The organism is Mycoplasmopsis hyopharyngis (genome assembly GCF_045276885.1).
GTDB lineage: Bacteria > Bacillota_I > Bacilli_A > Mycoplasmatales > Metamycoplasmataceae > Mycoplasmopsis > Mycoplasmopsis hyopharyngis.
Map to the genome: position 1 here is coordinate 771535 of NZ_CP174164.1, position 16313 is coordinate 787847.

At 24.4% G+C, this 16313-nt stretch carries 12 protein-coding genes and 1 tRNA gene; 8 read left to right on the plus strand and 5 right to left on the minus strand.

What is annotated here, in order from left to right:
* Positions 1-6 precede the first annotated feature (6 nt).
* The 4 genes from ACJA25_RS03255 (at position 7) to msrA (ending at position 3973) form a co-directional block, all read left to right on the plus strand.
* A complete protein-coding gene (locus tag ACJA25_RS03255) occupies positions 7-2205 on the plus strand; it encodes an OppA family ABC transporter substrate-binding lipoprotein (RefSeq protein WP_406615321.1) in 2199 nt (732 codons plus the stop codon).
* Between the two features lie 74 nt (positions 2206-2279).
* Positions 2280-2483, plus strand: coding sequence for a 50S ribosomal protein L32 (gene rpmF / locus ACJA25_RS03260; RefSeq protein WP_406615323.1), 204 nt, complete (start codon positions 2280-2282; stop codon positions 2481-2483).
* 63 nt (positions 2484-2546) lie between these two features.
* Entirely contained in the window at positions 2547-3503 is a 957-nt protein-coding gene (gene pip / locus ACJA25_RS03265; RefSeq protein ID WP_406615325.1) for a prolyl aminopeptidase, read from the plus strand.
* Positions 3503-3973: a peptide-methionine (S)-S-oxide reductase MsrA gene (gene msrA, locus ACJA25_RS03270; protein ID WP_406615327.1), complete on the plus strand. Its 471-nt coding sequence runs from the start codon at positions 3503-3505 to the stop codon at positions 3971-3973. Before pip ends, msrA begins: the two co-directional genes overlap by 1 nt.
* A 22-nt stretch (positions 3974-3995) precedes the next feature.
* Here msrA and ACJA25_RS03275 read toward each other — a convergent pair whose 3' ends face one another.
* From ACJA25_RS03275 to mnmE, 4 genes are all read right to left on the minus strand, one after another.
* Complete coding sequence (locus ACJA25_RS03275) at positions 3996-4487, minus strand: deoxycytidylate deaminase (protein WP_406615329.1); 492 nt, start codon at positions 4485-4487, stop codon at positions 3996-3998.
* A gap of 44 nt (positions 4488-4531) precedes the next feature.
* Complete coding sequence (locus tag ACJA25_RS03280; RefSeq protein ID WP_406615331.1) at positions 4532-6031, minus strand: hypothetical protein; 1500 nt, start codon at positions 6029-6031, stop codon at positions 4532-4534.
* A 147-nt stretch (positions 6032-6178) separates the two neighbouring features.
* Positions 6179-6252: transfer RNA gene (locus ACJA25_RS03285), tRNA-Gly, on the minus strand.
* 122 nt (positions 6253-6374) lie between these two features.
* The gene (gene mnmE, locus ACJA25_RS03290) at positions 6375-7706 is read right to left on the minus strand and encodes a tRNA uridine-5-carboxymethylaminomethyl(34) synthesis GTPase MnmE (RefSeq protein ID WP_406616197.1); all 1332 of its coding nucleotides are present in this window, start codon (positions 7704-7706) and stop codon (positions 6375-6377) included.
* A gap of 341 nt (positions 7707-8047) precedes the next feature.
* Between mnmE and ACJA25_RS03295 the strand changes: the two genes are divergently transcribed.
* The 4 genes from ACJA25_RS03295 to ACJA25_RS03310 all read left to right on the plus strand — a co-directional run bounded on the left by ACJA25_RS03295 (position 8048) and on the right by ACJA25_RS03310 (position 15844).
* Positions 8048-8380 carry a hypothetical protein gene (locus ACJA25_RS03295; protein ID WP_406615333.1) on the plus strand — a complete coding sequence of 111 codons (333 nt, stop codon included), beginning with the start codon at positions 8048-8050 and terminating at the stop codon, positions 8378-8380.
* 177 nt (positions 8381-8557) lie between these two features.
* Positions 8558-11467 (plus strand): DUF262 domain-containing protein, encoded by a 2910-nt coding sequence (locus ACJA25_RS03300; protein ID WP_406615335.1) that lies wholly within the window; start codon positions 8558-8560, stop codon positions 11465-11467.
* 128 nt (positions 11468-11595) lie between these two features.
* On the plus strand, positions 11596-14820 hold the full coding sequence (locus tag ACJA25_RS03305; RefSeq protein WP_406615337.1) for an AAA domain-containing protein: 3225 nt from the start codon (positions 11596-11598) through the stop codon (positions 14818-14820).
* Positions 14821-14959: 139 nt separating this feature from the next.
* Positions 14960-15844: a hypothetical protein gene (locus tag ACJA25_RS03310; protein WP_406615339.1), complete on the plus strand. Its 885-nt coding sequence runs from the start codon at positions 14960-14962 to the stop codon at positions 15842-15844.
* A 186-nt stretch (positions 15845-16030) separates the two neighbouring features.
* On the opposite strand, the gene ACJA25_RS03315 is transcribed toward ACJA25_RS03310, so the two are convergent.
* Positions 16031-16180: a hypothetical protein gene (locus tag ACJA25_RS03315; RefSeq protein ID WP_406615341.1), complete on the minus strand. Its 150-nt coding sequence runs from the start codon at positions 16178-16180 to the stop codon at positions 16031-16033.
* Between the last annotated feature and the right edge of the window lie 133 nt (positions 16181-16313).

Consider the following 16313-nt stretch of genomic DNA (forward strand, 5'->3'; position numbering starts at 1 on the left):
GGAAAAATGAAAAAAAATCTGCTTTTAAATATCATGCTTCCTACTGTTGTAGCACCTTTTTTTGCCCTTTCTTGTCAATCAATTAGAGAAAGTCAAGATAAATATACTTACATAAAAAATTTTAATAATAGTAGCTTTTTCATTGATAAAAATTTATTTAGAAATAAAAAAGTGGAAAATGATTTTGAATCTTTGATTCATAATCCATTAATTAGACATCAATATTTTGATGCTATTAATTATGATTACATTAATAAAACTTTTATCAAACCAAGCAAGAAAAAGTTAAGCTTTCATTTAGCTTCTCAAATTACAATTTTAACCAAAGACAATAATATCTTAACCTTTGATGATGATCAAGTTTCTAGTCAAGATTTGCCAGAAACAAATAAAGGTTTAGGATACGAAACTGGTTTGATTGCTTATAAAAGTAAACTCAATAATAATATCAATAGTGATTTTTTTATTCAAACTTTAAAAAATGCTCAAAGCGTTAGCTTCAAAATCAAAGATAACATTCATTTTGTTAATAGCAAAAAAATTAAAACAAATAAAAAGGTTACTTCTAGCAACTATTTAACTAGTTTTCAAAATGACAAAAATGCTAATTCTTTATTTCAAAATTACAATTTAAACTATGAAAAAACTTTAAGCGATTCTAACAATCAAACACTAGTTTTTTCTTCAAAAGACAATAGTACTCATTTTGATCTTTTTGTTCTAAATGAAATTACAAATAATCTTTTATTTAATCCTACTTTAATGGAAAATGATGAGTATTTATGCTTTGGTAGTTATATCTTGTCTGATAGCAAAATTAATCAACAAATTTTTGAAAAAAATTCCTTCTTTAAAGTTTCAAATACAAACAACAAAGAATTAAAAAAAGTTGTTTTAAAATACAATCCTTTACCAATTGATAATGAAACTTATAGTTTGCAATCTTTTAATGCTTACAAACAAAATTTAATAACTGAAACTTCTTTAAATTTATTTAACAAAGAGCAACAAGAACAAATTCTTTTAAACAAAAAGATTTATGGTCTAACCTACAATTTAAAGGTTGCTAAAAATAAAGTTCCTTTAAATTACTTTTATAATTTCAATTTAAAACCTTTGAACAATTTTCAATTTGACGAACACTTTGCACAATTGTTTTATGGTTTGTCTACAAAACAATTGTTAAATCAAAAAGAATCTATTTTAAGCAATTTTAACAATGAAGCACAATACCAATTTAGAAGTATTTTATCTTTGGCAATAAACAAAATTAGTTTTATAAAAAAGAACAATCATAACAACTTGTGGTATTCTTATGTACCTGAAGATACAATCTTGTCTGGAAAAGACCTTGAGGATTCAAGTTATCAAAAAGTATATGATGCAAAAAATTACATCAATGCTGAATTGAGTTTAAATAAATCTTTAATTTTTGAACATCAATACAAAGATAGCTATTTTGATGTTCAAAATCTAACTAATCTTTTACTTCAATATAAAGGTCTTAACTTTTTAGAATTGAAAAAACAAATGAAAAAATTGCTTGATGACTATTTTTTGAACAAAAACCTTAATGACCCAAAAGTCAACTTTACAATCCCTATTTTCGAAACAAAAGATTATAATAACAATTTCAATTATGAAGTTTATTTAAAACTAATCAAAGAATTAGATCAAAGATTAAATCCGAAAATTGAGTTTGCAACTTTAGATAATATCGAAGATAAACAATACTTTATTACTAACCAAAATATTAATTTACAAAATAACTCAATCTATTACTTTTTTAAAACAATGTTTTTTGAAAACCCCAATTCTTGATTAGCTCTATTAGCTAATTCAGAAAAATTAATAGATTCATTTGAACAAATCAAAAATTTCAAAGATCATTTTGCTAACCTTTTATTAAAAATAAAAGATGTTTCCATTGAAAATCTTTCAAGCAGCAAATGGCAGCAAGCATTATTTGGTAATGAACAAGAACAAAAAGAATTCGATTCTAAATTACAACAATATTTAGATAACTTAACATGTTGAGAACAAATAAAGTTATTGTATGAATTTACTAACCTAATAAGAATTCCAATTAATACAAATATGTATTCAAATTATGGTGAATATGAACAAATAATGGTTCAAAATTATTTAGTGAAACCAGCTAATGATTTAGGGTATAATGTTTTTCAAGACATAAAGCTTAAATAATTTGTTAAATTTTAAATATATTTTATAATATATACTATTAATATTGCTTTTATTGATATTCAAGGAGAAGAGATATGATAAACCCAAAGAGAAAAACTAGCAAGCAAAGAAAAAATAAAAGAAGAACACACGATGCTTTACCGGTACAAAATTTAGTTAAATGTAAAAATTGCTCTAACTTATATCAACAACATCATGTATGTAGAGAATGTGGTTTTTACAATGGTAAAAAAGTTCCTGGTTTCGTATCTAACAGTGATCGTATATCACAAAACTAATATCTTTTCTTATTAATTCAACTGCTTTTAGCAGTTTTTTTATTCAGTTAAAGAAGGTATAAAATGAAATTATATGATTTAGTAGAACCATTTAATTCTGGACATTTAAAAGTAAGTGAAATTCACCAAATATATTTTGAAGAAGTTGGAAATCCAAATGGAATTCCTATTTTGTATGTTCATGGTGGTCCGGGTGGAAGCATAAGTGAATCAAGCAGACAATTTTTTGACCCTCAAGTTTATAGAGTTATTTTGTTTGATCAAAGAGGTTGTGGTAAAAGTACTCCTAGTGCTGAAATTAAAGAAAATAACACTTGAGAACTAATTAAAGACATCGAAAAAATTAGAGTTCATTTAAACATTGATAAATGAATTTTATTCGGTGGTTCTTGAGGTTCTGCATTAAGTTTAATTTACGCTATCAATTACCCTAAAAGAGTTTTAGGAATGATTTTAAGAGGAATTTATTTAGCAAGAAAAGAGGACAACGATTATTTATATCAAAATGGTGCTTGCAACTATTTCCCAGAGCTTTATCAAGAATTTAGAGACTTTGTACCTAAAAATGAACAAAATAATTTAGTTAAGGCTTATAACAAACTATTAAATCATAAAGATTTAAATATCGCTTATGATGCTGCTTATCATTGAGCAAAATGAGAATTGAATTTAATTACTTTAAATCCAATTCCTGAAATGCAAGAATATTTAAAAGATGCTAAAGCAAACTTAGAAATAGCAAGACTTGAAAATCACTTCTTTATAAACAATAATTTTTTAGAAGATGATAACTATATTCTAAATAACAGTAACAAAATTAAAGATATTCCAACCATTATCATTCATGGAAGATACGATATGGATTGTAGACCTGTTTGCGCATTTTTATTAGCAAAGCAATTAAATAAATGTGATCTTAATTTTATTAATGCTTCAGGACATTCAGCGAAAGAAATCAACATTGCTGAAGCATTAGTAGATGCTACAGAAAAATTTAAAAAGATAATAGGAGAAAAATAATGAAAATAATTTATATAGCAGGTGGTTGTTTTTGAGGTGTTCAAGCTTATTTTAAAACTATTAAAGGTGTTTTACAAACTACTGTAGGATACGCTAATTCTAAAGTAGCTAACCCAAGTTATGAATTAGTAAAAACTAATGAAACTGATGCTGTTGAAGCAGTTGAAATTTTCTATGATGAAAGACAAATTTCTTTAAGTGAATTAGTTAAAAAATTATTTGCAGTAATTGACCCAACTGCTAAAGATTACCAAGGTCCAGATTATGGTAGACAATATAGAAATGGACTTTACTTTGTTGATGACAAAGATGAAGCAGTTATTAAAGAAACTATTGAAGAATTAAGCAAAAACATCAAAGGTACAGTTGTAACCGAAGTGTTAAAAATCAAGAATTACTTTTTAGCTGAAGAATATCACCAAGATTATGTTGATAAACATCCAGAAACAGTTTGTCATATAAAAATGTAAGCAACCAACAATGCTTACATTTTTATATTGTGAATTTTTCCTTACCAACTTCAATTGAAATATTTGAATTGATATCAATTTTTCTTGTTTTTATATTACTTGTTTTTAATATTGCTCTTGCTATTTCCGCATCTTCAGTATCATGATATTTATCATCTTCATATACCACTTCTGAAATTCCAGATTGTGCAATAGTTTTAGCACAATTTGAACAAGGATATAAAGAAGTGTAAATTGTACAATTTTCAAAATCAACCGGACAATTTAAAATCGCATTCATCTCTGCGTGAATTACATAAGCATACTTGGTTTGACTTTGAGTCCCCTCTCTATTTCAAGGAAATTCTTCATCATTCCCTTTTGGCATCCCGTTATATCCTAAAGATATAACTCTTTTTTTGTTGTTAATAATGCAAGCGCCAACTTTTGTAGAAGGGTCTTTTGATCTTAAAGCTGAAACTTTAGCAAGGGACATAAAATATCCGTCTCAATATAAAGAATTTTGTTTTTCCATACATTAAATTTTAATACAAAAAAATAATTGTGGTTATAAAAGCGCTATCTCAACATTAATGGTAAAAAACATAATGTTAAATTTATTAAAAATAAGAAAATACTTAAAACAGTAATTGCTATCTTGTTCTTTTTTCTCTTTTTTGGGTCCGTACTAATACCTAACTCAAAACCAATTAATGTAGAATGAAAAAATTTCTTTAAATCACTTTTTTCAGTGTCAACAAACTTATCACTGTCTCATTCCTTTTCATAATCTTTATAATTTTCCTTATTTATTATTTCATCAATTTCTAGTGAATATAATGATTTTTTGAACATACTAAATTCTTTTTTATTTATTTTGTTTTCAAGACTATGCGCATATATAATGCTTGTTCCTTTATAATCATCTTCTTTAAATTCTTTTATAGTTGATAGCTCTAAATCATTTTCTGTGCTTTTAGATACTTCAAATTTAACTAGTTCATTTAAAAAATGTTTTCAATCATAAATAAAATTCTCTCTCGTTTTTTCTTTCAACAAAAAAAGAAGCGAAAAAATAAAGAAGAAATATGAATTTAAAACTAAATCTCCCTCATCATTTTCTTTGTAAATATTCAATTCCTCCAACGCATTATTCAAAGTGTTTGATAAGAGATCGTGGAACATAGTTTTTAATTCATTTCAATTTGTTTCCATTTCATCTAAAGAAAGATCATATCAACCTAAAAATAAACTATTAAATTTTCATGAAAAATCGCTATTATTTTGATGATTGTATTTTTTATAAGCATTACAAAAATTCAAAAAGTCTACATCAAATGTTTCAATAATTTTATTAATTTTCGAATCATTAGAAACAAATTTACTTCTATCCTCACATTCCAATATTTCAATAGATATTTTCTTAAGATCCTCTATTTCCAAATTGTAAACATTTAAAAAACTTAGTTCATCCTTTTCTGAATTAAAATTAAACGATAAAAAACTATTTGCATCTTGCTGAACGTTAAATCAAAAATCAAAATTATCAGCCATTCTTTTTTCTGCAATATCAAAGAATTTGTCAATTCATTCTTTAAAGCAAATTCCATTGGTTTTTCTTTTTTTATATTTTTTTGGAATATCTTGTAGAAAATATTTTTTTCAAACATTAAAATTTTCAATTTTTATATGTTGAATAACATTTTTTTGAACAAAACCGCAGCTAAGAAAGAAAAATGAAAATAAATAAGGATCATCATTATTTACAATTTCATCTAACTTAATTAAGTAGTAGTAATTGATAAAATAATACATAAAGCCCATATTTTTTGGAACTTTTTTTGATTTTATTTTTCTAAAATCGATAAAATTTTCAACAAAATAATCATAAAAAATGCTATCGTCATCTTCTTCTTTTTCTTCTAAATCTATTAAGCTCTTAAAAGTTAATCAATATGGTATGCTTAAGCCTAGTTTTAAATTTTTCTCATACGTTTTTGAAAGACGTGAATGACGGAAAGCTCTAATAATATTAATGTTAATGCTGTTCATCATATTTATGTGGTTGATAAAATTCATAAATCCTAAACTCCTAAATTTTATTTTTTAATTGGAATATATTTAATAGTATATACCCCCCCCCCGACCAAATTAGGCAAGAAATTTATAATTTACACATTTAAAAAAATAACAAAAAAGTCTGGGATTACCAGACATTTCTTGAAATGGAGCGAGTAAAGGGAATCGAACCCTCATAGTCAGCTTGGAAGGCTGAAGTTCTACCATTAAACTATACTCGCAATAAATACATTAATATGATAAAGCAAAAAATAAAAAAGATAAATTTTTTTTGCTCTATTTTTTAAATTTATAAATAAAAATTCGCAACATTACAAATGGTTGCGAATTATATGATTAGTAATTATTTTCCTAAACAGAAATTTTTGAACATAGAATCGAGTAAATCTTCTTTGTTTGATTTACCTAAAATATCTGATAAATGTTCTCATGCTTCTTGTAAATCAACTATTATCACATCAACAGTTAAACCTGATTGTAGTGATTTTTCCGCTTCTTTCAAGCAATTAAAAGCTTGTTCAACTAACGATAATTGTCTAGCATTATAAATAAGTTCTTGATCATTATTCAATATGTTTTTATATAAGTTTGTAATAGCTTGTTCTAAGTCATTTAGATTATTATTTTTTGCACTAATATAAATTGAATTTTTTTCTTTTTTACCTGTAAATAAGTCAATTTTGTTAAAAATCTTTAGGTATTTTTTATTATTTAATAAAGCTTCATTTTCAATTTGTTTATCAAATTCATCTTCTTTTTTATTAACATCAACAATGTGTAAAACTAAGTCAGATTTTTTGATTTGTTCTATTGATTTTCTAACACCAATATTTTCAATTAGACTTTTGGTTTTTCTTATCCCTGCAGTGTCAATTAATTTAAATAATATTCCGCCTAATGAATAATTGGCTTCAATAATATCTCTGGTAGTGCCAGCAACACTAGTAACTATTGCTCTTTCTTCATTAAGTAATGAATTTAAAATTGATGATTTTCCAGCATTTGGTTTTCCAACAATCGCAACTTTTATCCCTTCATAAAGCATCTTTGATTCTCTTGATAGCTTAATCAAAGTTTCAATTTCTTGTATTAAGTTTTGAACTTTTGGTAATAAAACATCATTAGTTAATTGTTCAACATCTTCATATTCTGGATAATCAATATTTACTTCACAAGCACCAATTAGATACATTATTTTATCTAATAATTGATTTAGGTAATTTGAAGTTTTGTTATCAAATTTCTTGATTGACATTTCTCTTTGATATGTGGTTTGAGCCATAATCAAATCATGAATTGCTTCTGCTTTAACTAAATCCAATTTTCCGTTTAAAAATGCCCTTCTTGTGAATTCGCCAGGCTCTGCCATTCTAGCCCCTGCTGTTAATAAAAGTTCAAGGATTTTATTGGTAACTAATATACCTCCATGAGCATTTATTTCTAAAGTAATTTCTCCTGTATAGTTGTTGGTGCCAGTAAATCACATTACTAACACTTCATCAATTAATTTATCTTTTTCATAAATTCTACCGAAAGTTATGGAATGATCCTTACCGATAGCACCTTTATAAATCTTTTTTAAAATATCTATTGCTTCTGGCCCACATAATCTAATAACTGAGATAGGTTGATTGATTTTTGCTCCAGAACTTATTGCTACAATTGTGTCAAACATCATAATCTAATTTTACAATTAAGTAATTAAAACTTCTAATTTTTAAATGGTATTAAATAAATACTGACTATAATTTAAAGTAAAATATATTTTAATGCTATTTAGTAGGAAACATAATAATATGAATAAGAGAGAGAGAGAGAGAGCATCTCATAGTTTGAGCTTTATATGATGATGCTAATTCATCATATAAAAAAGCAATCAAACAATTAAATAATTCTAACAATACAAATATTGAGGTTCATTCAATTGGTATTAATGATATTGAGTTTGAGCAATCAAACTTGTATTTTTATCACAAAATTGACCTATCTTTAAATAATCTTAATTTAATAAAACAATTGTCAAGTTTACCAAAACCTGACATTATTTTAGCTTCACCTCCTTGCGAAAGTTGAAGTTCAGCAGATTGTGATGGAAGAATGTTTTTGGGTTTTGATGAAAATGGAAACTGAAAAGTTAAATCATCAACATTTTATGATGAATATCTAAAAACTTGTCATCCAGTAAAAAGAAGGTTTTTTGAACAAAAAGAACAAGGCAGATTAATTGGAGAATCTACAATTAGTGGAACCATTAAAATAATAAAACATTTTAAACCAAAGGTTTGAGTGATTGAAAATCCAAGAAGTTCAAAATCATGGGATTTTCAAGGTTATAAAAATTTAGTTTAAATGAATGATTTTTAAATAAAAGAATAAACTAAATTTATTAAAAGAACGAATTATCAGCAACAACAAACCAATTTTTTACGGTTTTGATTTTAATTTCTAAAAGGAAGAAGTTCTACACCAAATAAACTAGTTAAAAAATTATGAGCAAATTTAAACGCAAATAAAAAGAAGGAAATAATGTCAGAAAAAATTAAAAAAACATTCGAAAATAAAAATATTAAATATTGAGTAATTCGTCATTTAACTTTTATTCAAATTAAAAAACAAATTCTAAATTGGATGAAAGACCTGAAAATTATTGAAAATATTAAAAAAATTAAAATAATTAGAAAACTTGATCAAGTTAAAAATAAAGTTAATTTAAAATTTAATCTGTTCGACAAAACAGTATACACAAAAGAAAATTATAAAGAAGAAGAAGAATTATCAACTGAATTGACAGATACTTTTTTAAAAATTCTTGAATTTTTAGATATTTTAAAAATTGAAAACAAAAATAATAAAAAAAATAAAAAAGAAGATGAACAAGAATATCTTTTTTCTGATCCTTTTGTGAGTTTTATGACAACAAATCGCTTAAAAGAAAATGATGTAGAAAAACAATTAGATGAATTCTTATCTAAAACACTAAATGATGAATTAATGAATACACTAAAAGAAAAAATAGAAAAATTAAAGGAAATTCAAATTAATGTTAAAAAAGAAAAGAAAATTGATTTTATTTTTTCTATATGGTTAGATGGATTGAATTCTTATGTTAAAGAAAATAAAAATAATGAAGAAAAAATTCGAATTTTTGATGAATTGTTAGATGAATTCAAAAATATTTGCGATATTAAAAAAGAAAAATGTTATGAAGAACTTGGAAAATTATTGAATGAAAAAACAATTATAGATATCGCAGAAATATTTCATAAATCATTTGGTATATCCAGCAAAGAAAGTGAACGTATACTTTTATGCGACAAAAATAAAAAATTTGAAGAATATAATGATGAGGAATTAAAAAAATACAAATGTAAGAAATTAGAAGAAGGCGAAGGTTCTCAACTTGCTTCTGTTTTTGAATTTTTCAATTCTTTTAAAGAGGGCATTAATATTCCAATTTTTCAAAGAGCATATGTTTGAAATGATGAAGCCATACAAATGATGATTAAAAGTATTATTTCTGATATGGATAAAGGAAAACAAACATATTTAAACAATGTAATAATTATGTATCATGATCATGATCACAGCCGTAACCTTATTGATGGGCAACAAAGGTTGTTTACTATTCATTTAATTTTATATTCTATTATGAAAATAATGTTATATTCTCCAGAAAATGATCCGATACCAAAAATATTTGAAACATTGTTTTCAAAAGATTTATCCTCTATTAAGAACTGTAATGAAATTGAATCATGTGACAATTTTAATAAAGTTATTGTAAATCCAAAAAACTCTAACAAAAATCCATTTAGAAATCGAATTTTGAAAATAATTAAATATATAAAAAATAATGTTAAAGATATTAGAAAATTTAATGAGCATATATTGATGAAGACAATATTTACTCTTACAATACTAAATGGTGGAGAGGAATACTCAAATAAGATTTTTGAAAATCTCAACACTATTCAAAAAACTTTAAGTTCTCTTGATTTGATTAGAAATTATATATACTCGCAAGCTAAAATTGAAATGTCTAAAAATGATATTGACTCTAAAGAAGTCACTCGCATTATTGAATATTTCAATAAAAAAATATTTGAAAAATTTGTAAAACAAAATAAAAATAATGAGATAGATAATACTTTATTGATTCTTTTTGTTGATAACTTAATTACTAAACTAAATATACTTGACAATAGTGATCATATCAATCAGGAAGTTTTAATTGCAAATAAATTAAAAAACATCTTGTCATTTCTTGGAGATGAAGTAGAAAAAGATGAATCTTTAAAAGAAAAAATAAAAAAATTCAAGGAAAAAAATAAAGATTTAGATTCTTTACTAGAATTAAAAATTTTTAAAGCATTAGTTGTTTTACATAACTTTTTGAATATATTTCTATATATTAAAAATAGTACAAAAGAGGAAGATATTTGGAATAAAACAAATATTTATATTTCAGATATATTTGCTTATAGTCAAGCTATTAAAGCGGCACAATGAGGTGACAAAACTGTTGTTATTCCTTTGGTCTGAGCTATATGTGACAAATTTAAAATTTTTGATTTAAATAAGGAAAATATAAAAGAAAATAAAAAACAAATTTCTGACTCAATAAAATGATTATTTGAAATTGAAAGATTTAATGTTTTTTGAGAAGAAATTAGCTACCATTCTGATTCTTTAGGTATTCGTTTTTTTGAAATTGCCAAAAAAATAAGAGATGATGTTAACTATAACCTTGAAACATTTGCCAAAAATTTAACAGAACAATTAACAACATTAAATGCGTTAAGTAAAGAAAAAAGAAACGGTGATTTAAAAGACACATTAACAAAAAAATACCAAGAAAATCCACTCCCAAAATATAACTCAAGAATTAAACTATATCTTAAAAGAATTAACTTTTATCTAAACAATAGTTGTAGTATGTTTTTTAACTTTAAATATGCAAACTCTGGTATATATGAATATAAAATTTTTGATCCAGATTTTAAATTGGATTTAGAACATAATTCTCCTCAAAAGCGTAATAAGGAATCAAAAATTACATTTGATATAACAGAAGAAAAATTTGATGATGAATACAAAAAATATGTGTCAAAGATAGGAAACCTTTCTTTGTTGCCTCCTAGAGATAATATAGAACAAGGAAATAAAGATCAAAGTGAAAAGGAAACACAAAATTGTCCCGAACATTTTAAAATAACAAAAGGTTATGGTGAAAAAAAAGATGACAACAACAATAAATATAATGATGATAAAAAAGATAAAATAGAAGATAAAATAGAGTTGTGACCTTTACAAATTAATGATAACAATTGACAAAATATAAAAAATCACATTGATGAAAGATCTAGACAATTAATTAACATCATTCTTAGAATGTATTCATATAAAGAAGAAAAAGATGAAGAAAGCACAAATTAAGTGCTTTTTTGTAATTAGTACATATTATTTCCTAATCTAACTCCAATAAACTAAGAATAGTTTTACTTTAATTCAATAAGCACTATGAAAAAACTCTTTATAATATTTAGATACAACAAGGAGATATTATGAAGCAAATTTTAACTTTAGATCTTAATAAAATAAAAAAGGTTGATATTAAGAAAATTCACTCTTCAAGATATAAAAGATTAGCAAATAATTTACTAGATATAAAAAGTAAAGGTGATAATGCTACTTTTTATAAGCTTTCTAATATTAATTGTGATTTAAAAAAATTAGTGGGAATCAAAAATTTAAGAGATATTTTGAATTCTACTAAATTTAAAATATCATTAAAAAATACAATTGAAAAATCTGCTCTTGATGAATTAAATAAGATAAATAATGTTAAAAATTTTAAATTATGAGCTCAAGATAACGAAATACAAATTACTCCAAAAATGGAAGAAAATTTAGCACTGGATTATGCAAAATGATTACCTTATTATAAAAAAAGAATTATAGATACAAACTATAACTTTGTAAAAACTTGAAAAGCAAATGCTAAAAAAATTGAAGAAATTTATTCAGAAACTAATTTATGACCCCTTTATATAGGAACATATTTTTTAAAATTTAGAAAAGATGATGTTTATTTACATGCTCCTTTTATTCTAAAAGCAGTTAAAATAACAATTGAAAATGATTCAATTTTTCTTGAGAATAGAGATGAAAATGTTATTCTTAATGAAAAACTAAAATATTTAATCGAACAACATAGTGAATTTAAATTACCTATTTTAGTTGATGGTGAAGATGTATCTATCAATAATGTTTTAAGCAATATATTTGAACTTCATAAAAACTTTGTTACAAATCATAATGTTGATAATTCTATTTTTAGTAATTCCTTTACAGAATTAGACAAAAAAAGTTTTATTAACAATTCATTGATTGAACTTCAAGAAGGCACTGTTTTAGTTCAAGCTAATCCATTAGGCACCAAATTAAGAGATGTAATGATCAACTTAATTGCTCAGGATAAAATAGATAAGCTAATTAAGATAGATGATTTGTTTAACTACAATAAAGAAACATATGAAAAAACACTAGAAAGCAATACAATTGCTAGAGTTACTCCTTCTGATTTTAGTCAAGAAAAGGCTATTTTAGGTGCTTTAAATAATTCTTCAATTATTATAGGTCCTCCTGGTACTGGTAAATCACAAACTATCGCTAACATCTTAATCAATATTGCAAGAAATAATAAAAAAGCTTTATTTATCTCTCAAAAGAAAGTAGCATTAGATGTTGTTTTAAAAAGACTTGGGGTTTATCAAAATATGATGTTTCAGTTTTCTGAATCACCAAAAGCGAGTCAAAGTGAAAAAGAATATTTTTATAAACCAATTATTGATTACTTTAACAAAATAAATAATTCATTTAAATACAAAGAAAACAACAATTACCATTTTGGTTTTTTCCATAAAACAGAAATGGATTATTTAAATGCTAAAAGTGAAATTGGAGAAATCTTTAATAAAGATTTAATAGCCTACCAAAACTTAAAAAAACAAGGAAATTTAAATGATGATTTAGATAATTTATTTAAGTTTTACAAACTTTATAATAAATTTAAATCAAAGAATGATTTTTTAAAAATCCTTAAGTACTTTAAAAAAATATCTAAACGTAAAATTGCTCAAAAATTAAAAATTTCAGAAAACAAATCCTTATTCAATGCATATACTGGTGAATTTAATGTTAATTATGCTTTAACTAGAAAAATAATTAATTTTCACAAAAAGTATTTATCTAATTATGAAATATTAGATTTAATACAACTATCTAATTTCATAAGATTAAATTCGTTTATTCAATTCGACAATCAAGAACAAGAATATGCAAAATTTTTAGACTTTAAAAATATAAATAATACTACTCCGGAATTATTAGAAGATATTTACAATAATTGTGCGTTATTAAGTAAAAAGAAATTAAATAATTATCGAACTTTAAGTGATAAAAAATTACAAAAATTAAACAAATTTTTTGGGAGATTAGAAAGAAAAATAACACCTCCATACATAATCACTTCTCTTTTTGATGACATAATTAAACAAGTTTATAACATCTTTGTAGGGACACCTGAAATATTAGGAAACTTTATTGATTTTGAAAAAGATAGATTTGATTATGTAATCTTTGATGAGGCAAGTCAGATATTTATTGAAAAAGCTATTCCTTTTATTTCGATTAGTAAAAATGTAGTTGTAGCAGGTGATAGTCAACAAATGCAACCCACTAATTGATTTACTACCAGAGATGAAACTGAAGATGAATATGCTGAAGAGGAAATAACTTCATTACTAGATTGAGCTATTCACAATCACTTACCAAAATATGTTTTAGAAATGAACTATCGTTCAAATTCTAGTGAACTAGTATTATTTTCAAGCAAGGAATTTTACGATTCTAAACTTAAAGGTTTAGATAACTTTATTAAACGTAATAAAACTAGTTTAGAAGTCATAGATGTTCCTGGAATTTGAGAAGATAATAAAAATGCTATTGAATGTGACAAAATGATTCAAATTTGTGAAAAGAACTTAAACAAATACAATTCTATTATTCTTTTAGCATTTAATAGAAAACAACAAGATTATATTTATGAACAAATTGCTTTATCATCACCTAAAATTTTCGCAGTTTTAGAAGACAAAGTTATATTAAGAAATATTGAAAATATTCAGGGTGATGAAGCAGAATTAGTTATTGCTTCAATTGGTTATACTGGGGCAACTTCATTACATGCAACTTACATTGGTTCTAAAAAGGGTAGAAATGCTTTAAATGTTGCTATTACCAGAGCAAAAGATAAAATGATTATCATTAAAAGTATTAAAAATACAGAAATTGATCCTAAAAATGAAAATTTACTTACTTTTAAAAAATGATTAAACTACATTCAATTGTCAAGTGAAAAGCAAAAATCTTATACTGACGTTCCTATTTCAGAAGAAAACAAAATCAAAAAATCTCAATTTATTTTTGAAATCAATTCTTGATTAAAAGAACAAAGTTTTGCTAATGACATTAAAACTAGTTTGGAATATTGTGTTGGTTCATATAACATTGATATGGCAATATTAGATAATAAAAATAATTTTATTGTTGGTCTTAATTTAGATTCGGCAGCAGATGAAATCAATATTGATGAATTTATTGAAAACAAAATCAAAATTGATTTTATGACTGTTAAAGGTTATCCAATTTATAGAGTTTCTAACTTTAGATTTAATGAAGAAAAACCTTCAATGTTTAAAATTATTAATGCTTTATTAAACAAATAATTTTATAAAATTCCTTTTTAATTTTTGAATATTTATTCCAAAAAGCAGTCAGATAAAAAGAAAAAGCATGTTCCATATAGGGAAGAATGTAATTTTGATAAGGATTTATCTGATGAAGAGTTTTTTGAAATAATGGAGGATGATTGATATGTATAAGTACGCTGATTTAGCTAAATATTTAAAAAGAGAAACCAGAGATGATTTCTATTTAGATTTATCTAAAATCGAAGAAATAATAGGTAAAACTTTATCAAAGTCAGCTTATCAATATTCTGCATATTGGCATCCAAGTGATACGCATTATTTTGCTAATTTGATTCTTGAATGTGGCTTTAGAGTCAGTCCTAATTTAAGAAATAAAAGATTAAGATTAATTCGCGAAGGAGATGTGACCGTTAAAACTAAGGTTGTTAGCAATAAACCAAGAACCAAGACATATAAAAGAAAGGATAATGTGCCTGAACCTTCAGTTGAACAAGTGGAGAAATATTTAAAGAAATGGAATGAACTAGAAGTTTATTCATCACATGAAGATGCTCTGAATAAGGTCTTTGGAGATTATTCATCCAATGAAGAATTAGTTAACATCTTGATTAAATGCAGCGTTCTTAATGATTTCTATAGCACTAATATCTTCAAGATATATCCAGTTGCGAAACATATCCGAAATTTAAAGATTGATACTAGACTTAAAGACGGAGATCCTACATTGGTTAATGAAATAGCAAAGATTACAATTGGAGGCAAAACAAAGAACTTCTATTCTTTTGCATCTAAGTTCTGCTCTCATCATAATGAACAAGATTTCCCAATCTATGATTCGTATGTTCATAAGGTCTTAAAATATTATCGTGACGTAAATAGATTCTATGACTTCGAAGAGAATGATCTATGAGTATATCCAAAATTCAAAAACATTCTTATAAAATTTAAAGAGTTTTATAAATTAAAAAAATATAATTTCAAGGAACTTGATAAATATCTATGGCAATTGGGGAAGGAATATTTCCTTAAAAAATATTAGTTATGGTACTAGTGATGATAAGACTGTTGTTTACATTATTGTCGCTGCTCATATCTAAATATTAAAATTTTTTTGAATAAATATGAATAGTCGCTTATTCAAAAATTTGTTTCAGTTATATCTGAAACATTTTTTTATTTCTTATTTAAAAGCTAAAATATATTTCAAAAGCTAATTAAAATAATTTTAGAAATTGATTATTTCACTTAAATACTTTCATTCTTCTTTTAAAGTCTCTAATATTTCATCATACAAATCTTCTTTTTTGTCTTTATCTACAGGAGAATATCAATTACCTTGATAAAATGCAACACCATTTGTATTTTTTTCTTTCATACATTTCACCTAATTCTTTAATATATTTATCATCATATTTTTGTATATTTTTATTGTTAATATTTTTATAACTAATAAATTTCTTTTCCTGTTTCACGTCATTCTTTAATTTGTTTTTTAAGTCCTTTAATTG